Source organism: Leptolyngbya boryana PCC 6306 (assembly GCF_000353285.1).
Classification (GTDB): Bacteria; Cyanobacteriota; Cyanobacteriia; order Leptolyngbyales; family Leptolyngbyaceae; genus Leptolyngbya; species Leptolyngbya boryana.
Genome location: NZ_KB731324.1, coordinates 2,152,813 through 2,175,881, shown reverse-complemented (window position 1 = coordinate 2,175,881; position 23,069 = coordinate 2,152,813). Strand labels below are relative to the sequence as shown.

Here is a 23,069-nt window from a genome sequence, read left to right as displayed (position 1 = left end):
TAAAATCACTGGATCACGTTGTTGCTTGCCTGAAGCTTTTTCAGAGGATCAAACAATAAATCGACAATGCGCCGCTGCCGAGTCACAATCTCAGCCGTCGCAGTTTGCCCTGCCTTAAACAAAACTTTCTGTTGATCTTTCGTAATATAGGAGCGTTCTAATTCCACTTCGATGTGGTACACGCGTCCCAAGCGTTCGTCGGGTTGAGCATCGGGAGAAATCTTCGCAACATGTCCAGTAACAATGCCATAGTCCTGATACGGATAAGCATCAAGCTTTACCTGTACAGGCATCCCTACTTTGACAAACCCTGCTTCTTGGTTTGGAAGGACTGCGGATAAGATCAGTGGCTTTTGGGCTGGAGAAATCTCTGCGATCGCTTGTCCCAGTTGAACGACTTCTCCAGGATGCCGCAGACTCAGTGCAGAAACGATACCACTCGTCGGTGCGTATAAGTAACGTTCCCGAAGTTTAGAATTTGCTGCTGCAATCAAGGTTTGTAGTTCACTAATTCTTGCTTGAATCTGAGAGAGTTTGATTTCGAGTTGGCGCACTTGCTGGTTCGACTGTTGTTGCAGTTCTGCTTGTTCTGCTTGCTTTTGGGCGATTCCTGCATTGAGGCGTTCGATATCTTCTACCGATCGTTGCAAGGTTCCTTGCTGCTCTGTGATCGTTCGTTGGCGATCGCGTAACCCTTGTTGAACTTGAAAAACTTGTTCTTGCGCGATCGCGCCTGCTTCTACTAAAGGTTGGAATCGCTTCAGCCGAGTTTCCTGAGCGATCGCATCTTCATTCAGTTGATCCAGTAATTGTTGAGTAGTCGCAATATTGGTTTTACCTTGGGAAATTTCGACCTGCTGCGCTCTCATTTCAGCGTGCATCGCATCTAAACGGCTCTCTGCCTGAAGCTGAACTTGAGCCAGTAAAGATTGAGTCTGACTCCACTCGATCTGGGCTGCGGTTCTTTCTTTCTCTAACCGTTCTACTTCATGATTGGCTTGTTCATTATCCAGTTCCATCATGACTTGTCCAGCTTTCACAGGCTTCCCTTCCTCAACTAAGATGCGAGAAACCTTGCCTGTCTCAGTCGGATTGACTTTATACACGCTACCTCTGGGAATCAGCCTGCCCTGAGCGCGAGCGACTTCATTGATCTGACCAAACCAAGCCCAAGATGCAAAACAAATCGAAAATACCGCACCTCCTACCATCAGACGCAGGGGCAATGTAGAAGGAGGTTGATCGAGCACCGCTTCTAAAGGGGCAGACCAGTGAGAATGGGCGGAACCTGAGGGTTTGGGAAAGGAATTCTCCGTCTGTTGATCATGCTGTTGATCATTGACTGGAGAACCTTGGTTGTGAGGGGCAAGCTGAACCATAGAGTATGCCTCGTAGAGTCATAGTATTCAGATAGGACAAATCTTGTGAGAACTAACCCTAAAACGTCGATCATCTTAGTCATTAGGGTGCTGCTTTTCAAGTGTTAGTAAACACACCTTGCGGAAACTTTTCAGACCTTCTTCAGCATTGGAACTATCGATCGAGCCTCAGTTTAGAGATCGAGTTGTTGCTGAGCTAGATGTGCATAAATGCCTTTGAGTTCAATTAATTCTTCAGGAGTTCCTTGCTCTGCTAAAACTCCACGATCGAGGACCCAAATGCGATCGGCATTTCGCACCGTAGATAGACGATGAGCAATCACAAATGTGGTGCGTCCTCGACTAATTCTGGCTAAATTCTGCTGAAAGCGGCGCTCTGATTCTGTATCGAGAGAACTCGTGGCTTCGTCTAAAATCAAAATTGCGGGTTGCCCTAAAAGCGCACGAGCGATCGCAATTCGCTGCCGCTGTCCACCCGATAGATTTGCACCGCGCTCACCAACTTTGGTGTTATATCCCAAGGGTAAATCCTGGATAAAAGCATGAGCTTCTGCTAGCTTCGCAACCTCTACCACTTGCTCTAGCGTGTATTCAGGACGATAAAGCTGAATATTGTCTAGAATCGTGCCTGAAAACAAAAAGCACTCTTGCGGCACAACTCCTAATTGGCTGCGTAAAGACTGGGGTGAGACATGCTTAATGTCATGACCATCGATCCAAATTCGACCAGTGGTGGGATGATATAACCCTTGCAGGAGCTTGATCAATGTACTTTTTCCAGACCCGCTCCGCCCCACGATCGCGATCGTTTGACCTGCTTCAACTTTTGCTGAAATGTTTTCCAGCGTGTTGCGTTCTTCGGCTTGCTCATAGCGAAACGTAACTTTCTCGAACTGTACTTCCCCTCGTATCGGAGGGAGCACTAACATCGATTGTCCAGGTGTCTCTTCCGGTTTAACGGAAAATACATCATTCAATCGTTCGACTGAAATCAAAACTTCCTGGAACTCATCCCACAGTCCAACGAGTGCTAGTACAGGTCCAATCACATTACCAATTAACATATTAAAAGCAACGAATTGCCCGATCGTTAACTGATCTTGAATCACCAAACTTGCACCGTACCAAAGTAGCGAAGTACTTCCGATCGAATTGACCAATCCGCCTGTCACTTGCAGCCCATTGGTCAGTTTTTGCGCCTTAAAGTGGATGTTGAGCATTCCAATTAGGCGGTCTTCCCAACGCCAGCGGACTTCTCGCTCTGCTGCCACCGATTTTACGGTTGCGACACCTGTCATCATTTCCACCAGCAGCGAGTTTTGCTCAGCCGTTGCGCTAAAGGCTTCCCGCGAAATTTGCCGCAGAAATGGAGTCGCAACCAGGGTCAAAATTACGATCGGTGGAATCAATGCGATGACGAAGAGAGTCAGATGCCAGTTGTAGTAGAACATCAACCCGAGATAAACGATCGCCATCGTCGTATCTAGCCAAGTCGCAACCGCCTGCCGCGTTAGAAAAGCTTGAATTTTGCTATTTTCTTGCACCCGCGTCAGAATGTCTCCAACCTGGCGAGATTCAAAGAATTTCAGAGGCAACACTAAAGCATGACCAACAAACCCACTGATCAACGTCAAATCAAATCGATTAGAAAAATAATCTAATAGATACTGCCGTACCCCAACCAGTCCAATCCGCCAAACGCTAAACAACAGCAACCCAAGGCTGAAAAGATGCAGCATGGGCAAGCTTTTCTGCGTGACGACCTGATCAAGAATAATTTGAGTAAAGAGCGGTGTAACTAGCCCAAACAGTTGCAGTAGCAAAGAAAGTAGAATGATTTGCCACAGCACAGACCGATATGACCACAAGACTTCCCAAAACCGTTTTAAGTTACGCTCTGTGGTTTGAACCGTTTTGAGTTGCGGGGTCGGATCAAGCATCAAGGCATAGCCCGACCAATGCTTGAGAAAGTCTTGATGAGTGAGATTGCGTTTACCACGGGCAGGATCGGCGACCAGTACCCGTCCCCCTTTGACCCGATAAACGACCACATAGTGATCCCCTTCCCAGTGAGCAATCCAGGGATTTCTCTGCTCCGCCATCCGCCCTAAACTTGCCCGAACCGGTCGTGCCTGAAACCCAACATTCTCTGCTGCGAGTGCTAAGTTCTTGAGTGAAGCCCCAGAACGTCCCACCTTTGCTAGTTCCCGCAGTGTGTTCAGGCTCAGCCGATTTCCCCAGTACTGACCAATCATTGCAATACAGGCAACCCCACAATCTGCTGCGCTCTGCTGCTGAATCAATGGATACCGCTTCAGCAGTTTGGGTTGCCAAGGAACATGCCGAGCGGGTTTAGGAAAGTTGACTGCAACCTGATTCGCTGGCGTTGAATGAGTCACATCCTGACTCAGGGCTTTTTGAGTCGCATCTCCCTGAGTCGAAGTTGAGAGTAAAAGTTGCGGTGAGCCGCGCCCCAAGGCGATCGTTTCTTGCTGGTAGCGCCCCAATGTTCCAGAAGCCGTGACTGGCGAGGAAATTGCTTTCCATTGCTCGATCGAGACTTTGTAAATCAGCAATTTTGTCTTCGCGATCCAATCTGGGGGAGTTTTCTGAATCTCTCCCCAACTTTCCCCGACGATCGCGGGTGTCACCTCAGAATTTTGAGCGTCAATCTCACCTTGGTATAGCCAGAAGTAACCCGAATCAATGCCTGCTTCCACCAGTTTTGCCCCTGCCGGCACTTCAATCGTCTCTAAGAAAAATAACAACTGCTGCGCCTGATGACTCGTCAGCGTTTTCTTCGAGCTAGCACCCTCTATATCCCAAGCGATAGCAGTTCTGAGAAAGATTAAACGGGCGAAGCGAGTCGCTTGCTGGACTAAAAAATTCCGCAGTTGGGGAAGCTTTTTTAACCAACTTTCAAGTTTGGTCACAGAGATACGCGCAAGCGTCACAGGACTCGCCGCGATCGCAGTATAAGGGAGTGAATTCTGGCAAAATATCGACTCTGCCCCAAAGCATTGCCCGGTCTCTAAAAGCATGACTGATAGATCTCGCTGCTGCCGCAGATCAGGGCAGATCAATCTAACTTTCCCCTGACAAATGACATAAAAGTGTGCATTTTGTTCGTCAGAAGCAGCAGGGGATTTGTCTTCTGCGTTATCGTTCAATTCATTCCCAAGCTGAAATTCGCACAGCTGAAAGTCCTGGCTCAAAGCTTGCGCGATCGTTTCATCCATCTGGGCAGCAGCGAGCAGTTTTCGGAGGGCAATTTGGATGTCGATCGCGCCTCCTAAGCGTTGAGGCTGAAGCAGTGCCTGAAGGTTCGAGGCTGAATTCATATCCTAACTTCCTGGCATTTTGAGTATTTTTCTTAAAAGCTGACTATCTCTCCAGCGAGCGTTAAAATGCTTGCTCTCAATGGTGACAATCTCTCCGCAAATTTGTCGCCAATTTGGCAGATTTTTTGAGCGATGGACTCAAGTTTGAGCGTCAGTTTGAATAAATTAATGAACTGGTATTCCCTAGAACTCTCGAAATCGTTGCAATAGAATGGAATATCCCTGCACTGATGCGAGTGTGCATGACAAATTTCCTCATAATGAATTGACATCCTTGGGGCGTTAGGATGACCTCGTACAAATCTCGATTACCAAGCCATAAAACAACGATCAAGATTCAATGAATCTTGTTATTCTGAGTGATTCCATTATTAGAAGCGACAAACTCAGTGGTGCTGTCTATCCCATCGTCGGTATCGTAAGCCGCGTCTACAAATAATTTTGAATCTCGACATCTTTAGCCTACCTAACATTAGAAAACAACACGTTTCGATCGAATTCAAACTCGCACCAAGCGAAATACGATCAGTTCGCTCAGGCTGTATGAAGCTAATTCCGAGTAATGTAAAGTGAATCGTTGATAACCTCGGAACACAGACTTGCTTTTGCAAAGACTTGCCCAAACCGAAACCAAATAATATTTAGATATATTTAGATTTAGGATTTGAGTGCGAAGGCGTTCTGTAAAAAGCCTAAGAAACGAAATGATTGCTGTCAAGTCAATTACAAAAATTATTTTTATTAACTATATGGGCTATACAAATTACCCAAAGATTGCTACATCACGTCTAGATATCAAGCGTGGAACATATTGTGAAGGATGCACGTTATTATAATCACCAAATTGAGTGCAGCAAGAATAAGAACGAGCGAATCAACTTCTACGATGGATTAGAAATACCAATCCATTAGAACCCTAACAATTAGATAGAACGATTTCAGACTCATCTGAAATTACAAAAGAACTAACCTCATAGAAAGTAGAGCAGATCACTTTTTTTGGACTTAATTTTTAGAGGAAATTCTAATCTCTCACTTTGGTTAGAGGGGCGATTTCAACTAATAGTTTAATGCATCATTTTTTACTTCATAAGCAATGCGTAAGCGCGCAATCGATCCGATTTCGGCAAGGATGATCTATGCTGGAAAACGTCAAACTGCTTCTCTGGCTATGATGATTCTTTCTCCCGAACTGCAAACTCGCTTAGCTCAACCTCTGAAGATTGGTGATTTTGAGGTGAAAAGTCGGGTGTTGCAATCGCCACTATCGGGTGTAACAGATCTCGTATTTCGGAGATTAGTGCGTCGTCATGCTCCGGATTCGATGATGTATACCGAGATGGTGAACGCAACCGGATTGCATTATGTCAAAGAGATTCCGATTCTCATGGAAGTCGATCCGAATGAGCGCCCGATTAGTATTCAACTGTTTGATTGTCGCCCTGATTTTCTAGCGGAAGCCGCACAAAAAGCAGTAGACGAGGGAGCAGACACGGTTGATATCAATATGGGTTGCCCCGTGAATAAAATTACGAAAAATGGGGGTGGATCTTCTTTACTCCGGCAGCCAGAACTTGCAGAAGAGATTGTGCGATCGGTAGTGAATGCAGTCGATGTTCCCGTCACGGTTAAAACTCGAATTGGTTGGACGGATAAAGAAATTACGATTCTGGAATTTGCGAAGCGCATGGAAGATGCAGGCGCGAAAATGATCACCGTTCATGGACGTACGCGATCGCAAGGGTACAACGGCGCAGCTAAGTGGGAATGGATTGCCAAAGTCAAAGAAATTCTCTCGATTCCAGTGATTGCAAACGGCGATATTTTCTCGGTAGAAGCAGCAGTCAAATGCTTGGAATTTACCAAAGCCGACGGTGTGATGTGTTCGCGCGGGACATTAGGATATCCGTTTTTAGTCGGAGAGATTGACTATTTTCTCAAGACAGGAGAAGAGAAAGCAAAACCGACTCCGATCGAGCGTTTAGAATGTGCGCGCGATCATCTGCAAATGTTGTGGGAGTACAAAGGCGATCGCGGAGTTCGACAAGCGCGCAAGCACATGACTTGGTACTCAAAAGGATTTGCTGGAGCAGCAGAACTCCGAGGGCAGTTAAGTCTGATTGAGAATGTGAATCAGGGATTGGAATTAATCAATAAGGCAATCGATCGCTTGTCAGCAACAGGATGGCAAGAAGAATCGGAAGCCGAATTGCTGGAGATGTCGGTTAGCTGATTTCAGACTGCACAACTCCCGTTTGGTTTGCCGCAGATTTCATTGATCTGAGCATCGGTAAAGTTGCATTGAAAATTTTGTGCGCGTCTTCAGAAAAAGCTGTCTATATTCTGTTAAACATGACATCAGGCGTGACGGCAATCAAATTTGAATGCAAAAACTTTTTCTGCAACCATCGAACCTTCTGACTCTCAGTCTTGTGGCTGTTTTTTCTCTGCTTGCTGGATGCAGTCGATCGCCCAAACCGATCACACTCTCTAGCGGCACCAGCAATGGCTATTACAGCCGCCTCGCCAAGCAGATTACCACTGCCACAAACCGCACCGTCAATGTCCAGATTCAAGATCAAAAATCCGAAGGCTCGATCGAGAATCTCAATCGTCTCCTCGATCGTCAAGTCGATTTTGCGCTGGTGCAGTTGGATGTTGTGAGTGAGGCAATGCAGCAAGGAAAAGTCCAAGCGATCGCCGTGCTTGCCGATGAACCCATTCATATCATTGCCCTTAAAAATTCAAACGTGCGATCGCTGAGCGATTTAGAAAAAAAACGAGTCGGTATCGGCGCTCCAGGCAGCGGAATTTACTACACTTCTGAACTGATCAATACCGCTTTCAACTTAAACATTCAGAAAGACACGTCTGGATTTGACGAAGCGTTTCGCAAACTCAACAACCGCCAAATTGATGCTGCCATCTACGTCGGCTCAATCGGCGCGAGCGATCGTATCCGCCAACAACTCGTCGCACAACCCTCTTTGCAACTTGTTTCAATCCAACCGACATTCATTAACTATTTGATGAATCGCAATCCTGGCGCATATCAAGCCATGGGCATTCCTCAAGGTATTTACAGCGCGCGTCCCACGATTCCCGATCGCGATATTTCCACGCTCGCAACTGCCACCGTTCTCGTGACGCGCCCGGATGTCGATGAAAAAACCGTTGGACTCCTCACCTGGTCAATTCTCTACAACTCGCGCCAGTTCTCTCTCTTTTATCCTGAATTACAAACCGGAGAAGCGCGATCGCTGCTGCAAAAGAACTTGCTTTATGTACATCCGGGCGCACAAAGCGTTTACAGTCAAAACGCCGATCCTCGCGAAGCCTGGCTACGATACTTAGAATCCAATAACGACCTTCAAGCCGGGATTGTGATTCTGGTAGGAACGAGCGGGATTGGTTTGATCATGCGGCGTTGGAACCGCGAGCGCTGCAAAAAGCTCCTCACATCCACCATTACTCGTCTCAACGAACTCAATCAACTGCTGCCTCAAAATGCTCAACAAGCACTTTCGGGTGTTGAAGATCTCAGTCAAGAACATCGTCTGATGTTCATTGATGGACGGATCACCGCTGATACCTATGAGCAAGTTCAGCACAAAACCCAGACCTTCACCGAGGAATGCCGCAAAACCATTAAGCAACAGCATAAAGAATTAGTGCTCGATACCTTGCTGATTCTGGACGACTGGCAAGCTGCGCTGCAAATCGACCCAGAATCAGCGCTGCAAAAACTCACGTCCCTAAAACAGCAATACCGGAAGATGCTGATCCAGGATCAAGTCGAGATTCAGGCATACATTGAGCTGATGGAACTGACGCTCTTATCCGTAATGTCATTGGCTCGGAAAACCGAAGCACACGAGAATCGCTCTCCTGATTCTGAGATCATTTCGTCCCCATATTCTCAGTAGGCGTAATGTTTGATCCTTAACTTGTGGATATAGGAGAAACCAGGAGAATCTACTAACAGATTTCCTCACTAAATTGTGTGATAGCCATTTTGCAAAAAATCTGATTAGATATAATCAGACTTGCTTCGGAGCGTTTTCGGCAGCCTTAATTTTAATTAGGCTGTTTTTTTTATCAGATAGTGTATACAGTGAACACCTAGTTAAGATTACAACTTAGACAGGTTTGACCCTGAGTTTTCACCGTTTCGATCGCTGAAAAAATTCTAAACAAGAGTGTCCTGTGTGTGAGATTGCCCTGTGAGTTCGTCTAGGGAGCACGATCGCTCTTTGCATAATTATCCTGGAGCAAAATCGTATCGGTTTGCGTCGAACGTTGAGCAGTGGTCGTTAAATTTTGCTACCCTACGAGACTGCGACCCAAATTCTGCGATCGAGCGAATCCCTCATGATTGAAGTCGAACACCTCAGCAAACTTTACGGTTCTACCGCTGCGATCGAAGATGTCACGTTTTCAGTCGAACCTGGCGAAATTCTCGGCTTTCTCGGTCCCAATGGAGCCGGAAAAACCACCACAATGCGAATCCTGTCGGGCTATTTACCAGCTAGTCGAGGAACGGCTAAAGTCGCAGGCTTCGAGGTGCATGAAAATCTCATGGCAGTCCGACAAAAGATTGGCTACTTGCCGGAATCTCCCCCGCTTTATCCTGAAATGACCGTCCAGGGATTCTTGAATTTCGTTGCCCAAATTAAAGGGGTGAATGCAGGCGATCGCCCAAATCGCATTCAAATCGCACTCGAAAAAACAGGACTCGTCGAGAAGCGAAAAACGATCATTCGCAAACTTTCTAAAGGCTATCGGCAACGGGTAGGCATAGCTCAAGCGATCGTGCATGATCCACCCGTGATTATTTTGGACGAACCGACCGTCGGACTTGACCCGCGCCAAATCATCGAAGTCCGCAATCTGATCAAACAATTAGCAAGCGATCACACGGTCATTCTTTCCACGCATATCTTGCCGGAAGTGAGTATGACCTGCGATCGCGTCACCATTATCAATCGCGGTCGAGTCGTCGCAACCAATACGCCCGATCAATTAATGGCACAACTCAATCGGGGTGCAGGCTATGAACTCGAAGTCGAAGGCGATTGGAACACGATCGATCATTGCTTAAACATGATTCAAGCCGTGCAATCTGTCGAGCAGCAATCGACGGTTCATCAACGGCATCGCGTTCGCGTCTTTTCAGAGGTCGATTTGGGTCGAGAAATCGCGAATGCACTCGTGAGTCACGGATTAGGACTCTATGAAATGCGGCGAGTACAGGCGAGTTTAGAAGATGTGTTCTTAAAGTTGACGACCGAAGAAAACCCTGTTGAAGAGTCTACCGAGGCGGAAGAATGAAGACTGTATTGTTGAATATTGTGGCGATCTATCGACGGGAGCTTCTGAGCTACTTTACTTCGCCGTTCGCTTATACGATCGCGGCTGTATTTTGGTTAATTTCTGGCTTTCTGTTTACAGCGACTTTAGATGGTGTGATTGCGAATGCAGCACAGTATGACCAAGCTACTGCATCGGGCATTAATACTGCTCCCGTCGATATTCCTTACGAATTTATTCGCTTGCTGCTCGGCGTGATTGGTTCTTTATCTCTCTTTGTATTACCCATGCTGTCTATGGGTCTATATGCCGAAGAACGAAAACGCGGCACATTAGAATTGCTAGCAACATCACCGCTGACGAATTGGTCGGTTGCAGTCGGGAAATTGCTAGGTGTGATGACCTTCTTTTTCACCATGTCGTTGCCGCTGTTGTTATATGAAGCGATCGCACTTGCGAATCTCAATCCACCGATTCAAATCAGTGTTTTACTGCTCGGTCACGCAGGGTTATTGCTTCTTGCGGGTGCAGTACTCTCGCTCGGTATGTTTATGTCGTCGCTCACCGATAGCACGATCGTAGCTGCAATTCTGACCTTTGCTTTGGTTCTCGCCTTGTGGGTTGTGGATCTAATCGCTCAAAATTTTGGTGGAGTTGTTGGTAGTGCGATCGGGCATTTATCTTTACTCAAGCACTACACGAATTTAATTCAAGGCATTGTCGATACCAGTAGCTTAGTGGTCTTTGCAAGCTACATTCTGCTGGGAATTTTCCTCACTGCTCAATCGATCGATACATTCCGCTTCCAACGCTCATGAAAAGACGACTTAATTTTGTAAAATTCCTGATCCTGCCAGGATTCATGCTGATTTTGGCGGGCATCTCCGCAGGGATTGTTTCAGGCACTTGGGGATCGATTCCGCTGGGATTGATCATTGCTGGAATTGTCGTGATTGGGCTGTGGATGCTGCTGATTGGGCAATTTGACGATCCGTTAGAGCCGAGCTTTTGGCGAAGACGATCGACACAAGCCAGCACGAATGCGTTAGTGAGTACGATCGCGGTTTTAGCAATTCTCGGATTGATCAATTTTCTCGCGGTGCGATCGGTACAGCGATTCGACCTGACCGAATCAGGACTGTTCACACTCTCGCCAGAATCCCAGCAAGTCTTGCGCGAAATGCAGCAAGGCGTAAAACTCTGGATTTTCACGAACGATCAAAATCCTCAAGATCGGGCGTTGCTCGAAAACTATCAGCGGATCACGCCTAAATTCTCATTTGAATATCTAGACCCCAACTCTAATCCTGGAGTCGCTCAAGCCTTTGGCATCAAGAACGCAGGCGAAACCCGCGATGTATTTATCGAACTGCAATCGAGTAAACGGCGACAGTTTCTCCAGAGTATTTCACCTGAAATCCGTCTCTCCGAAAATCGCATCACGAATGGAATCTTGCAGATTACTAGCGATCGCCGCTCCAAAGCCTATTTCGTGCAAGGTCATGGAGAAAAATCGCTCACAGCAGGAGACAACTCGATTTCAGAATCGGTGAAAGCTTTAGAAGATAAGAATTTTATCAATGAACCTCTGAATCTTGCCCAACTGGGTTCTGTTCCCGAAGATGCTTCTATCGTGCTGGTCATTGGCTCAACTCGTCCTTTAGCAGAAGGAGAAACGAAAGCCCTCGAAGCGTATGCCAACCGAGGCGGAAATCTCCTCATCGCGAGCGATCCCAACACGAAATCTGGACTTGATCAGTTTCTCAATTCGTGGGGCGTGAAACTCGACGATCGCGTTGCAATCAATGCGCCAAACCAGCGATTGAGCAACGCAGGCCCGGCTGTAGCGATCGTCACTCAATACGGAAATCATCCGATTACTGCCCCCTTCGGCAAGGGCATTTCGTTCTATCCGGTTGCTCGCCCGATCGATATCACACCGATTCCAGGCGTTCAAGCCACTCCGCTCTTACTGACTGACCCCAATAGCTGGGCAGAAAGCAATCTCAAAGAACAACCGTTAAAGCTAGATGGTGGCGATCGACCTGGACCTTTAGCGCTTGCAGTTGCACTCGAACGCACGGTCAACGCAACTGCTTCTCCTAGCCCAACTGCTTCTCCTAGCCCAACTGCTTCTCCCTCTCCGAGTCCATCTCCAACTGTCTCGCCGAGTCCAGTTCCCAGTCCAACCGCTTCTACACCTGCCAAACCTTCACGCATGGTCGTGTTTGGCAATTCAACCTTTATGGTGAACGGATTTTTTGCTCAGCAGTTGAATGCGGATGTTTTTCTGAATTCTGTGAATTGGTTGACTCCAGATCAGCAGCAACCGCTCTCCATTCGACCTAAAGATGTAAAAAATCGCCGCATTGCTCTTAGCGGTGAGCAAGCCTTACTGCTCGGATTCCTCGCTTTAGCGATCGTGCCGCTTTTCGGCTTCATCACCGCAGGCGCACTCTGGTGGCAACGACGCTAAAAAACCTGGGGACAGAACATCCCCAGGCACAGTAACGATAAAAACTAGCCGTGAAAAATTACATCAAACCCAACTGAGCCAAAATCCCTTTTCCAGTCATCAACTCAGTTGCAAGTCCGATCGCAAGACCTAACATCGCCAAACGACCATTCCAGTTCTCAGCAAAATCGGTAAATCCAAAAGTGCTTTTCTTCTCCATCTTTCGTGACCTCTTTCTCAAGATAGATTACTCTCCATAACGTAACATTTCTTAAACTTCTTGACAATCGATCAAACTAGATCATTGAGGCGGGTAGATAGGGGGTATAGAGAAATCTGGTCGTTGAGTGCATTGCAATTCCTAACATTCATGAATCGGATTTGAGTCCATATGCTAGATTTCTACGTATGACAAGGGGAAGAAAAATTCAAACTACCGCAGAACTCGAAGTCCGGTTACTGCGCGAAGGGATCACCGAATCCGTACATCATGCTCAAGCGGTCATTTGTGACGATCGCGGTCGATTGCTCCTATGCGCGGGCAATCCTGAAACCGCCACATTTGCTCGATCCGCACTCAAACCGTTTCAAGCCATTGCTGTGACTGCATCTGGCACATTGGAGCGGTTTAACTTGACCGATCGCGATTTAGCCATTATTTGTAGTTCGCACAAAGGCTCGATCGAACAAGTTCGCCAAGCTTTTAACATTCTCTGGCGTGCTGATATCGATCCGAGCGCCCTGCAATGTCCTATTCCTGCTGGCAAGAAAAGCCCCCTAGAATACAACTGCTCAGGCAAACATGCGGGAATGTTGGCAGTCTCTCAACAACTAGGCTTTCCATTTACTGACTATCTGAACTACCATCATCCGGTGCAGCAACTGATTCTGAGTAAGCTCGCAGAATTTCTCAAAAATCCTGCCGAAGAATTCATTCCTGCCCGTGACGACTGTGGCGCACCGACTTATTTTATGCAGCTTCGCCAACTGGCTTGGCTCTATGGTCAGCTTGCTTCTGGCGGAAATCTCGACATGGAACGCATTGTCAGAGCCATGACTCATCATCCAACCTTGGTGGCGGGAGAAGGCGAGTTTGACACCGAATTAATGCGGCTGAGTGAAGGCGAACTCGTCAGCAAATCGGGTGCGGAAGGCATTCAGTGTATTGGGCGAGTCGGGGAAGGCATGGGGCTGGCGATTAAGGTGATGGACGGTGCAAAACGCGCCAAATACGCGATCGCCATTCACGTTTTGCGCCAAATGGGGTGGATTACCCCTGCCATTGCGGAAAATCTCTCTGAGAAGTACATCACGATCGGACAATATAAGCGACTCGATGTCGCGGGCGAACTTTCCATGCTTTAGTTGCACTTGGAACCTTCCAAACGGCGATCGCGTTGTTAAAATCACATCATTAATCTTCTCTAGAGTGCACCGATTCTCATGAGCGACACTATCCTGAATGTCCGCAACTTGCAGGTTCAATTCAAAACCGATGAAAGAATCATCAAAGCTGTTGATAGTATTTCATTTCAGGTCAGACGTGGACGCACTTTAGGAATTGTCGGCGAATCAGGCTCAGGGAAATCGGTGACTTCTCTTGCAGTGATGCAATTAATTCCCAATCCCCCTGGACGGATTACAAGCGGCGAAATTTGGTTTCAGGCGAGAGATGCCCAAGAGCCAATTGATTTACTCACGGTTCCCGAAAAACAGATCCAGAAGTATCGGGGTGAGCAGATCTCGATGATCTTCCAAGAACCGATGACTTCGCTGAATCCGGTTTACACATGCGGTTTTCAGCTCGTCGAAGCTATTCGGCAGCATGAAGATATTTCTCAATCCGAAGCCCGTCGTCGTGCGGCTGCACTGCTGCAAGAAGTCCGCGTATTGCCGCCCGATGACGAAATGAAGCGGCGAATTTTAGAAGAGCAATCAATTTCGGATTCAGAAATCGATGCAGAACTAAATCGCCAAAAAACCTCAATGCTCGATCGCTATCCGCACGAACTTTCCGGCGGACAGTTGCAGCGGATCATGATTGCAATGGCGATCGCGTGTAACCCAACCCTGCTGATTGCAGATGAACCGACGACTGCATTGGATGTAACGGTGCAGGCAACGATTTTGGATCTGCTGCGAGAACTGCGCGATCGTCGGGGAATGGCAATGATGTTCATCACGCATGATTTAGGCTTGATTGCAGAAATCGCGGATGACGTGGCGGTGATGTACGAAGGCAAAATCGTCGAATATGGTTCGGTTCTAGAAATTTTCTCCAATCCCAAACATCCTTACACGCGCGGATTGTTGACTTGCCGCCCACAGCCTCATCGACGGTTGAGATTCCTGCCCACAGTTTCAGATTTCATGGAAGTCTCCATGTTGCCAACGGGTGAAAAATTGATCCAGGCAAAAAAACAAGATGTTCAGGCAGTTCTAGCGGAAGCTCAAGAAGTCAGCGAAGCAGAACTCGATCAAAGACTGCAAGACCTCCAGAAACATGCTCCGCTCGTTTCCGTACAAAATTTGCAAGTCGCCTTTCCAGTTCGTGGCGTGTTTGGACAGACCAAGCGATATCTCATGGCAGTGAATGATGTTTCATTCGATGTCTATCCTGGGGAAACCCTGGGATTAGTGGGTGAATCGGGCTGTGGCAAATCCACCTTGGCACGAACGTTGCTGAGATTGATCGAACCGAAGCAAGGCAAGATCTTTTTTGAGGATCAAGACATTCTCAAGCTGTCAAAATCTCAATTGCGTCAACTGCGCCGAGAAGCCCAAATTATTTTCCAAAATCCATTTAGCTCCCTCGATCCGCGGATGAATATTGGGGATGCGGTGATGGAGCCTTTGGTGATTTATGGTCGAGGCAATCGCAAGCAGTATCGAGAGCGCGCCGAATATCTTTTACAGCGAGTTGGACTTGACCCCAAATGGATGCGACGCTATCCGCATGAATTCTCAGGCGGTCAGCGGCAGCGGATTTGTATTGCGCGATCGCTTGCCCTGAATCCTAAATTCATTATTTGCGATGAGTCTGTCTCTGCGCTCGATGTTTCTGTGCAGGCACAAGTGCTCAACCTATTAAAGGAATTGCAGGCAGAATTCGGCTTGACTTACATTTTCATTTCACACGACTTGAGTGTAGTCAAGTTCATGAGCGATCGCATTATCGTGATGAATCGCGGCAAGATCGAAGAAATTGGTACAGCCGATACAATCTACTCCAAACCGCAAACCCCTTACACACGGCAATTAATTTCTGCAATTCCAGTCGGTTCAATCGATCGCATTCAGCAACGTCAGCAATCTCGATCGGCATAATCCTCGCTTAAAACAAAAGCGGCAAACTGAATCGTTTGCCGCTTTTGTGTTGAATGCAATTACTTGCCTAACAGTTTCACCAAGCCAATTCCACCAAAATACAAGCCCAAAACCGCTCCACCTAATAAACTCTGCGTCAATGGATCAGTTGAAGGCGTAATCACTGCACCCAAAATCGCTGAACCTAACAGCACATATTTCCATCCTGACAGCATCGTTTGAGAAGAAACAATTCCCAAGAATCCCAACAATGCCTGCACAACTGGAATTTGAAACGCCAATCCAGTACTAAACATCAAAAGCAACACAAACTCAAAATAGCGATCGATTGACCAAGCCTGCTCAACCACTTCCGCACCGTAAGAGATAAAGAAATTCAACGCTGCCGGAATCAGCAACGCATAAGCAAATGCCAATCCTGCCAGAAATAAAATACTTGACCCAAAGATCACGGGCGCTAAAAACCGTTTCTCTCGGCGTGTCAGCCCCGGCAGCACAAACGCGACAATCTGATACAAAATCATCGGTGCAGCCAGCACCAGACCGCTATATCCCGCCACCTTCATCGAAACAAAGAAATATTCTCCGGGCGCAAGCTGGAGGAATTTCACCCCAACGGCTGGCACTTCCAAGAATTGCACCAGCGGTTTGACATAGACAAAACACCCAATAATGCAAACGACGATCGCGATTAACGAATAAAAAATTCGCTGCCGCAATTCTTCTAAATGATCAAACAGCGACATCTCAACATCATCGAGAATGTCTCCATCATCTGCTAGGGTCGGTGGATCAGCAGGCGCGAGATCCTTCGCCGTATCTGAAGTGATATCGGTGGATTGAGTCGTTTCGAGTTCCGAGGGAGCAGTCATGGATTCTATCTTTCTGTCCGATGGGTTGTACTCATTGTATCGAGGAGAGGCATAGAGACAAACTGGCTTCTGTTGATATAGTTGGGAAAATGTCTCCACATCAGGGTCTAGGTTCTTCAACTCCCTTAAAAACTTGACAATGCTGCTTGCGAATCGATATCAGATCTTACGAACGTTAGGCGAAGGAGGATTTGGTCAGACCTTCTTAGCAGAAGACACCCAAATGCCCTCTAGACGGATTTGTGTGATTAAACAACTCAAGCCTGTCACGACTGAAGCAGGCGTTTATCAAGTGATTCAAGACCGATTTCAGCGAGAAGCTGCGATTTTAGAAAAACTAGGCGAAAATCATCTCCAAATTCCTAGACTCTACGCCTATTTCAATGATGCGGGGCAGTTTTATCTCGTACAAGAATGGATTGAAGGCGAAACGTTAGAACAACTCGTCGATCGCAAAGCACTGTTCACCGAAAATTCTGTCCGTAAGATCTTGCTCGATCTTTTACCTGTGCTGGAATTTATCCACGCTCAGGGCATGATTCACCGCGATATCAAACCTGAAAATATCATTCTGCGAAATTCTAATCAGGAGCCAGTGCTGATTGACTATGGAGCGGTTCGCGAAACAATGGGCACGGTGTTTAATTCGAGAGGAAATCCTACCAGTTCGATCGTGATTGGCACACCAGGCTATATGCCCTCTGAACAAGCCGCAGGTAGACCCATTCCCTCAAGTGATCTTTACAGTTTAGGATTGACTGCAATCTATCTGATCACAGGTCGATCGCCTCAACTGTTAGAAACCGATCCGCAAACTGGAGAAATTTTATGGCAGCAGAACGCACCTCAGTTAAGCCCTGAATTTGCGGCAATTTTAACCAAAATGGTGCACTCGCATCCACGCGATCGATATGCGAGTGCGGCTCAACTTCGAGCTGTCCTAGAATCTCCAACGTCTACCGTCCCTTCGACTCAGATTCATCAAGCTAGCACTGAGGTCGGCACTGTCATGCTCGCCTCGAATTCATCGAGTGTGGTGTCTGCTTCATCGACTCAACCCGATCGCTCAAAACTGATCACGGCTGGAATTGTTGGCGGTGGATTACTTGCAGCCGTTGGAACAGTGAGCTTTTTCCTTAGTCGTGATCCTCATGTTCTCACTCTGCCGCCCATTGTTCGATCTACGATTGCGAGTCCTAACCCAACCGGGAAGCCTTTCACGGAAGCAAGCCCATCCCCATCGCCGGTTGAAAGTCCTCGGGTTCGCACTGCTTCTCCTGAGCCGAGTCCTATTACTTCTAGCAATCCTAAACCCTCTCCAACGGACAATAATCCACCCGGGGAAGTGATTTCTGTGCCGCTGGTTCTTAAAGGAATTGCTGGAGGACAGGTAAAAGTTTATGCTCAGCCTTCTACGCGATCGAATTCCCCCCATTACGGTCTGACAGGTGATCAAGTAATTGCTACCCGACTGACAGAAAATGATACTCAAGAGCTTTGGTACTATGTGAAGTTTCCGTCAGGTGCGGAGGGCTGGATTCAAGCAGAACAAACCGATTCCATCAATGATCCATCTGAAATTTCCCAATTTCCTCGTGAGGGACGATTGCTAGGCGAAACGATTGGAAGTCGTGTGAATATCCGTTCTGCACCTTCGACTACTGCGAGTGCGCCAAGCTATGGATTAGTTGGGGATCGAGTCGTTGTCTTGGAGCAAACGCTGGGCGAGGATAATAGAACCTGGTATTTCGTTGAATTTCCAGCTTCTAAGGCAAGAGGTTGGGTGCGGGAGGATTTTGTGGGGATGTGAATCTGATAAACTGATCGTCGAAAAAGTGCATGGGTACAGATATGATTCGAGCCGTTGTTGTTGACCCAGATGTACCTGGACGCTTAGCGATCGCATTAGTTGATCCCCCTTCAGCCTTGCCGAATCAAGCAATTGTTGAAGTTGCTGCCATTTCGCTGAATCGCGGTGAAGTTCGACGATCGCTGAGTGCAGCAGCAGGTTGGCGACCCGGTTGGGACTTTGCCGGAACGATTTCAGTCGCTGCCGCTGATGGCTCTGGATTTCCGGTTGGAACTCGGGTTGTAGGATTTTTGAGCGGGGGAGCTTGGGCAGAAGAAGTTGCCGTTTCGACGGATGCGATCGCGGCTTTACCAGATTCGGTTGATTTTAAAACTGCCGCGACGCTACCTGTGGCAGGATTGACCGCATTGTTAGCGTTGGAGAAAGGTGGGAGTTTACTCGATCGTTCGGTTCTAATTACGGGTGCATCGGGTGGAGTCGGATATTTTGCCTGTCAACTTGCGGCAGCAGCAGGCGCGATCGTCACGGCTCAAGTGCGTCGCTCTGAGTTAGTAGAATTTGTCAAAACCGCCAAAGCGCATCAAGTGATTGTTGGCAATCGATTTGATCAGTTTGCGCCTTATGATCTTGCCCTCGATTCTGTGGGCGGAGACGTATTACCAGGTGTGCTAGAAAACCTTGCACTCGATGGAACCTGCGTAACCTTCGGAGCGACAGCAGGGTCAGAAGTAACTTTCAACGTCTCCAAATTCTATGGCAAAGGTGGCTTGAGTCTGTATGGGTTTATTCTGTTTCATGAACTGACCAAGCAAACTGCTGCTGCTGGACTGACGCGCCTAGTCAAACTCGTGGAACAAGGCTTACTGAAGCCTCACATCGATTTAGAAGCTTCATGGCAAGAGGTTGCTCAAGTCGCCCAGCAACTAACTGATCGGCGATTTCTAGGTAAGGCTGTTCTTCAGCTTCGGACATAGAACTCTCTCGATCGGATAATATCCCAGTGAGGAAGTCATTGTTAATTCGTCGCTCTAAAGTGTAGCTATTCTAAGCATTAGGGGCGAACCTTATGTTAACTGGACTCTTATTAATCGTGGGTTATGGCGCAATCAGTAGTGCTTTTCTAGCACGCTTATTAGAAAACAATCAATTCTAAGTGAGAGAACCATGCCTTCTTGGTTCATTGCAGGCTTATGGGGCTTACTTGGCGGTTCAGCGCTTGTTTTAGGAGCGGCAGTAGGTTATTTTGCCCGATTACCCCAACGCCTCATCGCTGCAATTATGGCGTTTGGTGCTGGAGTACTGATTTCAGCGTTGTCTTTTGAATTGATGGACAAAGCCTTTCAGCGCGGTGGATTTGATTCAACTGCGATCGGCTTTATCAGCGGAGCTACCGTTTACACCTTAGCCAATTGGTTTCTCTCGACTCAAGGGGCAAAACATCGCAAGCGGTCTGGGCAAAAGCAACCGAGTGAAGCGGATAATTCGGGCAGCGGAGCCGCGATCGCAGTCGGCGCGCTACTCGACGGTATTCCTGAATCGATCGTGATTGGTGTGAGTATGCTCGGTGGGGGTGTGGTGAGTTGGGTGACGGTAGCAGCCGTGTTTTTATCGAATGTTCCTGAAGGATTGTCCAGCGCTGCGGGCATGAAGCAAGCGGGTCGATCGCTCAAATATATTTTCGGAATTTGGAGCTTGATTGCGATCTCATCAGGCATTGCTGCATTATTTGGCTATGTTGTGTTTAGCCACGTTTCCACGGAGATTATCGCAGCGACGGATGCAATTGCAGCAGGAGCCATTCTCGCCATGATTGCAGATACGATGATTCCTGAGGCGTTTGAATACACACATGATTTCGCAGGACTAATTACAGTGTGCGGATTTCTCGCTGCATTCGTTCTGAGTAAGCTTGGAGGTTAATGCTGTAGGCAATAGGGTTGACTTGCAAGTCATAACTGTGAGTTGCGCTAGTTTGAGTGATCGTTGCGAACTTCAGCGGGGATATCGAACTTCCCGTAATTGTAGTCATCCCAAACTTGAAAGAATCGCTTGCGCCGTTCTCCACCTGCTGCAACATAGGCATCTAAATCAGCCTGGAGCAGTTTTTTCATCAATGGCTGCTTTGCTAGAGCTAAGAGTTCCTTGAGTTCCGGTGCTGAAAAATTTGCTTCTAACTGAGTCACGTAGGTTGTTTCAGCAAATTTCCATCCTGCTTCTTTGGCGACGAGTGATTTGAGCCATGCCATCAGTTTTAAGTTTCTTGGTTCTGGTGAAAACATTGCCATATCAATACTGTTGCCGAGATATAGATCGTATCTTTGATCAATTCCAGCTTCAGCCAGCACTGCTTTTGCAAGTTCTCGTTGAGTTTGGATTGGAGGCTCTGCGATATTCTGAGAATTTGCCGCGCAACTGATAAATAAGACACAACTCACAAAAAGAGCCGCTAGCCATCGGAAGTTGAGCTTGAGCATACTTATTCCTGAAAAGACATCATCTTCCGCCAAGATAACAGTTCAAACTCGATTTATATCTAATCCCGCATATTCCGGTCAGAAAATGAGGAATTCTATTGCGATCGCGCTCATTCCCCGATAGGATAGGGATCGCCTAATTACGGTAACACCTGTGATCAACCGTAAAAGGCAGGGAGAGCACGATGCAGTTTCGACGACTTGGAATCCAATCAATCGCCCTATTTTTGCTAGGCGTGACATTGAGTATGACGGTTGCTGCCTGTAGTGGTGGCAATGCTGGCTCGAATGTGGCACTGACGCTGGTTGGCTATGCAGTTCCCAAAGCGGCACATGATGCCATTATTCCAAGATTCATCGAACAGTGGAAAAAAGAAAAGGGTCAAGATGTGATCTTCAGCTATAGCTATGGCGCATCAGGCTCTCAAACTCGGGCTGTGATTGATGGACTCGATGCTGATATTACACATTTAGCAGTGGCAGCCGACACGGAGAGAATTGTCAAAGAGGGATTGATTCGTCAAGACTGGGCAGCGAGAGTTCCAAATCAAGGCATTGTTGCGAGAACAGTTGTCGCGATCGTGGTGCGACCTGGAAATCCTAAAAATATTCAGTCCTTTCAAGATCTAACACGCGATGATGTGAAGTGGGTAACGCCTGATCCCAAAACATCAGGAGGTGCACGTTGGAATTTTATGGCGCTGTGGAATGATGCCTTGAAACGCAGTAACAATGATGAAGCGAAAGCGAAAATCTTAGTTGCGAAGGAGTTTAAGAATGTTGCAGTCCTGGCTCGAGATGCGCGGGAAGCAACCGATGCTTTCGCAAAACAGGGACAGGGAGATGCGCTGATCAACTATGAAAATGAGGTAATTCTCGCGCAGCAGAAAGGAATTCCAATCGAATACATTGTTCCAGACGTGAATATTTCGATCGATACTCCTTTAGCAGTGGTCGATAAGAATGTCGATCGCAATAAAACTCGCGACGCCGCAGAAGCGTATGCAAAGTTCTTATTTACGCCCGCAGCGCAAGCAGAGTTTGTCAAATTAGGATTTCGTCCCTTTAGCAAAGATGCTGGACAATTCCAGCCTGTCAAGGATTTAGCAACGATTCAGGACTTTGGCGGCTGGGGCAAAGTTCAGAAAAAATTCTTTGAAGACGGCGGCATTTTTGATCAAACGATCACTGCATCAAAACAGTCATAAGAGGAAATTGATGGTTACTTCTAGCTCTGAGAAAGTCCCATTTTGGAAGGTCGCATTCCGATCGATTGTTCAGGCTCCTTGGACATGGCGGATCATGATTGGCTATCTCACTGTGATGCTAATCATTCCAACAGTTGCAATGTTCTTGAAAGCATCAACCGTCGGAGTAGAGAAGTTTTGGAGTATTGCTACTAGCCCGATCGCTTTGTCAACGTATGACATCACGTTTACGACTGCTTTAATCGCAGCTTTAATTAATGGCGTGTTTGGCACATTGATTGCTTGGGTTTTAGTCCGATACGATTTTCCTTTCAAAAAGTTCATCGATGCTTCAGTCGATTTGCCGTTTGCTTTGCCAACAGCCGTTGCAGGTTTAACGTTGGCAACAGTGTATAGCGAGGAAGGATGGATTGGCTCGCTGTTGGCTCCTTTTGGCATTAAGATTGCGTTCACTCGATTGGGTGTTGGGATTGCGATGGTGTTTATTTCCCTGCCATTTGTGATTCGCACCGTGCAACCAGTCTTAGCTGAAATGGAGAAAGAGACTGAGGAGGCTGCTTGGAGTTTGGGTGCTTCTGAATGGGAGACGTTTCGACATGTGATTTTGCCGCCTCTGTTACCTGCAATCTTAACCGGGGTTGCTTTGGGATTCTCGCGTGCAGTGGGTGAATATGGTTCGACGGTGATTGTTGCCTCGAATACGCCATTTAGGGATTTGATTGCACCTGTGTTGATTTTTCAACGGTTGGAACAGTATGACTATGCGGGTGCAACTGTGATCGGAATTGTGCTACTCGCAATTTCGCTGTTGATGCTGTTGGGACTCAATCTACTGCAAGCGTGGGGTAGACGTTACGATTCGGGTTCTTCGAGTAAACGAGTAGGACATTAAG

General features: G+C 47.3%; 17 protein-coding genes. 12 read left to right on the top strand and 5 right to left on the bottom strand.

Annotation, left to right across the window (positions count from 1 at the left end; genetic code table 11):
* Positions 1 to 5: 5 nt before the first annotated feature.
* Complete coding sequence (locus LEPBO_RS0110955) at positions 6 to 1,379, bottom strand: HlyD family type I secretion periplasmic adaptor subunit (RefSeq protein WP_017287608.1); 1,374 nt, start codon at positions 1,377 to 1,379, stop codon at positions 6 to 8.
* 173 nt (positions 1,380 to 1,552) lie between these two features.
* On the bottom strand, positions 1,553 to 4,720 hold the full coding sequence (locus tag LEPBO_RS0110950; RefSeq protein ID WP_017287607.1) for an ABC transporter transmembrane domain-containing protein: 3,168 nt from the start codon (positions 4,718 to 4,720) through the stop codon (positions 1,553 to 1,555).
* Between the two features lie 1,096 nt (positions 4,721 to 5,816).
* Between LEPBO_RS0110950 and dusB the strand changes: the two genes are divergently transcribed.
* From dusB to LEPBO_RS0110925, 5 genes are all read left to right on the top strand, one after another.
* Entirely contained in the window at positions 5,817 to 6,953 is a 1,137-nt protein-coding gene (dusB, locus tag LEPBO_RS0110945) for a tRNA dihydrouridine synthase DusB (protein WP_316426824.1), read from the top strand.
* A 151-nt stretch (positions 6,954 to 7,104) separates the two neighbouring features.
* Positions 7,105 to 8,646 (top strand): TAXI family TRAP transporter solute-binding subunit, encoded by a 1,542-nt coding sequence (locus tag LEPBO_RS0110940; RefSeq protein ID WP_017287605.1) that lies wholly within the window; start codon positions 7,105 to 7,107, stop codon positions 8,644 to 8,646.
* A gap of 445 nt (positions 8,647 to 9,091) precedes the next feature.
* Positions 9,092 to 10,051: an ABC transporter ATP-binding protein gene (locus LEPBO_RS0110935; protein ID WP_017287604.1), complete on the top strand. Its 960-nt coding sequence runs from the start codon at positions 9,092 to 9,094 to the stop codon at positions 10,049 to 10,051.
* The gene (locus LEPBO_RS0110930; RefSeq protein ID WP_017287603.1) at positions 10,048 to 10,848 is read left to right on the top strand and encodes an ABC transporter permease; all 801 of its coding nucleotides are present in this window, start codon (positions 10,048 to 10,050) and stop codon (positions 10,846 to 10,848) included. Before LEPBO_RS0110935 ends, LEPBO_RS0110930 begins: the two co-directional genes overlap by 4 nt.
* Entirely contained in the window at positions 10,845 to 12,506 is a 1,662-nt protein-coding gene (locus LEPBO_RS0110925; RefSeq protein ID WP_017287602.1) for a GldG family protein, read from the top strand. The genes LEPBO_RS0110930 and LEPBO_RS0110925 overlap by 4 nt, the downstream gene beginning before the upstream one ends.
* Positions 12,507 to 12,564: 58 nt before the next feature.
* On the opposite strand, the gene LEPBO_RS0110920 is transcribed toward LEPBO_RS0110925, so the two are convergent.
* Positions 12,565 to 12,705, bottom strand: coding sequence for a high light inducible protein (locus LEPBO_RS0110920; RefSeq protein ID WP_017287601.1), 141 nt, complete (start codon positions 12,703 to 12,705; stop codon positions 12,565 to 12,567).
* Between the two features lie 188 nt (positions 12,706 to 12,893).
* On the opposite strand from LEPBO_RS0110920, the gene LEPBO_RS0110915 reads away from it, so the two are divergent.
* Both LEPBO_RS0110915 and LEPBO_RS0110910 read left to right on the top strand, forming a co-directional pair.
* Entirely contained in the window at positions 12,894 to 13,850 is a 957-nt protein-coding gene (locus LEPBO_RS0110915) for an asparaginase (protein WP_017287600.1), read from the top strand.
* A gap of 78 nt (positions 13,851 to 13,928) precedes the next feature.
* Positions 13,929 to 15,812, top strand: a complete 1,884-nt coding sequence (locus LEPBO_RS0110910) for an ABC transporter ATP-binding protein (protein WP_017287599.1) — start codon at positions 13,929 to 13,931, stop codon at positions 15,810 to 15,812.
* 59 nt (positions 15,813 to 15,871) lie between these two features.
* Here LEPBO_RS0110910 and tatC read toward each other — a convergent pair whose 3' ends face one another.
* Complete coding sequence (gene tatC, locus LEPBO_RS0110905) at positions 15,872 to 16,684, bottom strand: twin-arginine translocase subunit TatC (RefSeq protein ID WP_017287598.1); 813 nt, start codon at positions 16,682 to 16,684, stop codon at positions 15,872 to 15,874.
* Positions 16,685 to 16,823: 139 nt separating this feature from the next.
* On the opposite strand from tatC, the gene LEPBO_RS36790 reads away from it, so the two are divergent.
* From LEPBO_RS36790 to LEPBO_RS0110890, 3 genes are all read left to right on the top strand, one after another.
* On the top strand, positions 16,824 to 18,494 hold the full coding sequence (locus LEPBO_RS36790) for a serine/threonine protein kinase (RefSeq protein WP_017287597.1): 1,671 nt from the start codon (positions 16,824 to 16,826) through the stop codon (positions 18,492 to 18,494).
* 29 nt (positions 18,495 to 18,523) lie between these two features.
* Entirely contained in the window at positions 18,524 to 19,468 is a 945-nt protein-coding gene (locus tag LEPBO_RS0110895) for a zinc-binding dehydrogenase (protein WP_017287596.1), read from the top strand.
* Positions 19,469 to 19,658: 190 nt separating this feature from the next.
* Positions 19,659 to 20,414 carry a ZIP family metal transporter gene (locus LEPBO_RS0110890; RefSeq protein ID WP_017287595.1) on the top strand — a complete coding sequence of 252 codons (756 nt, stop codon included), beginning with the start codon at positions 19,659 to 19,661 and terminating at the stop codon, positions 20,412 to 20,414.
* Between the two features lie 47 nt (positions 20,415 to 20,461).
* On the opposite strand, the gene LEPBO_RS0110885 is transcribed toward LEPBO_RS0110890, so the two are convergent.
* A complete protein-coding gene (locus LEPBO_RS0110885) occupies positions 20,462 to 20,968 on the bottom strand; it encodes a DUF2059 domain-containing protein (protein WP_017287594.1) in 507 nt (168 codons plus the stop codon).
* 185 nt (positions 20,969 to 21,153) lie between these two features.
* Between LEPBO_RS0110885 and LEPBO_RS0110880 the strand changes: the two genes are divergently transcribed.
* Both LEPBO_RS0110880 and cysT read left to right on the top strand, forming a co-directional pair.
* Complete coding sequence (locus LEPBO_RS0110880) at positions 21,154 to 22,176, top strand: sulfate ABC transporter substrate-binding protein (protein ID WP_017287593.1); 1,023 nt, start codon at positions 21,154 to 21,156, stop codon at positions 22,174 to 22,176.
* Between the two features lie 10 nt (positions 22,177 to 22,186).
* The gene (gene cysT, locus LEPBO_RS0110875) at positions 22,187 to 23,068 is read left to right on the top strand and encodes a sulfate ABC transporter permease subunit CysT (RefSeq protein ID WP_017287592.1); all 882 of its coding nucleotides are present in this window, start codon (positions 22,187 to 22,189) and stop codon (positions 23,066 to 23,068) included.
* The last annotated feature ends 1 nt before the right edge of the window (position 23,069 follow it).

Coding starts and splice junctions, on each gene's coding strand:
- LEPBO_RS0110955 (WP_017287608.1), bottom strand. CDS start 1,379: ATGGTTCAGCTTGCCCCTCACAACCAAGGTTCTCCAGTCAATGATCAA.
- LEPBO_RS0110950 (WP_017287607.1), bottom strand. CDS start 4,720: ATGAATTCAGCCTCGAACCTTCAGGCACTGCTTCAGCCTCAACGCTTA.
- dusB (WP_316426824.1), top strand. CDS start 5,817: ATGCGTAAGCGCGCAATCGATCCGATTTCGGCAAGGATGATCTATGCT.
- LEPBO_RS0110940 (WP_017287605.1), top strand. CDS start 7,105: ATGCAAAAACTTTTTCTGCAACCATCGAACCTTCTGACTCTCAGTCTT.
- LEPBO_RS0110935 (WP_017287604.1), top strand. CDS start 9,092: ATGATTGAAGTCGAACACCTCAGCAAACTTTACGGTTCTACCGCTGCG.
- LEPBO_RS0110930 (WP_017287603.1), top strand. CDS start 10,048: ATGAAGACTGTATTGTTGAATATTGTGGCGATCTATCGACGGGAGCTT.
- LEPBO_RS0110925 (WP_017287602.1), top strand. CDS start 10,845: ATGAAAAGACGACTTAATTTTGTAAAATTCCTGATCCTGCCAGGATTC.
- LEPBO_RS0110920 (WP_017287601.1), bottom strand. CDS start 12,705: ATGGAGAAGAAAAGCACTTTTGGATTTACCGATTTTGCTGAGAACTGG.
- LEPBO_RS0110915 (WP_017287600.1), top strand. CDS start 12,894: ATGACAAGGGGAAGAAAAATTCAAACTACCGCAGAACTCGAAGTCCGG.
- LEPBO_RS0110910 (WP_017287599.1), top strand. CDS start 13,929: ATGAGCGACACTATCCTGAATGTCCGCAACTTGCAGGTTCAATTCAAA.
- tatC (WP_017287598.1), bottom strand. CDS start 16,684: ATGACTGCTCCCTCGGAACTCGAAACGACTCAATCCACCGATATCACT.
- LEPBO_RS36790 (WP_017287597.1), top strand. CDS start 16,824: ATGCTGCTTGCGAATCGATATCAGATCTTACGAACGTTAGGCGAAGGA.
- LEPBO_RS0110895 (WP_017287596.1), top strand. CDS start 18,524: ATGGGTACAGATATGATTCGAGCCGTTGTTGTTGACCCAGATGTACCT.
- LEPBO_RS0110890 (WP_017287595.1), top strand. CDS start 19,659: ATGCCTTCTTGGTTCATTGCAGGCTTATGGGGCTTACTTGGCGGTTCA.
- LEPBO_RS0110885 (WP_017287594.1), bottom strand. CDS start 20,968: ATGCTCAAGCTCAACTTCCGATGGCTAGCGGCTCTTTTTGTGAGTTGT.
- LEPBO_RS0110880 (WP_017287593.1), top strand. CDS start 21,154: ATGCAGTTTCGACGACTTGGAATCCAATCAATCGCCCTATTTTTGCTA.
- cysT (WP_017287592.1), top strand. CDS start 22,187: ATGGTTACTTCTAGCTCTGAGAAAGTCCCATTTTGGAAGGTCGCATTC.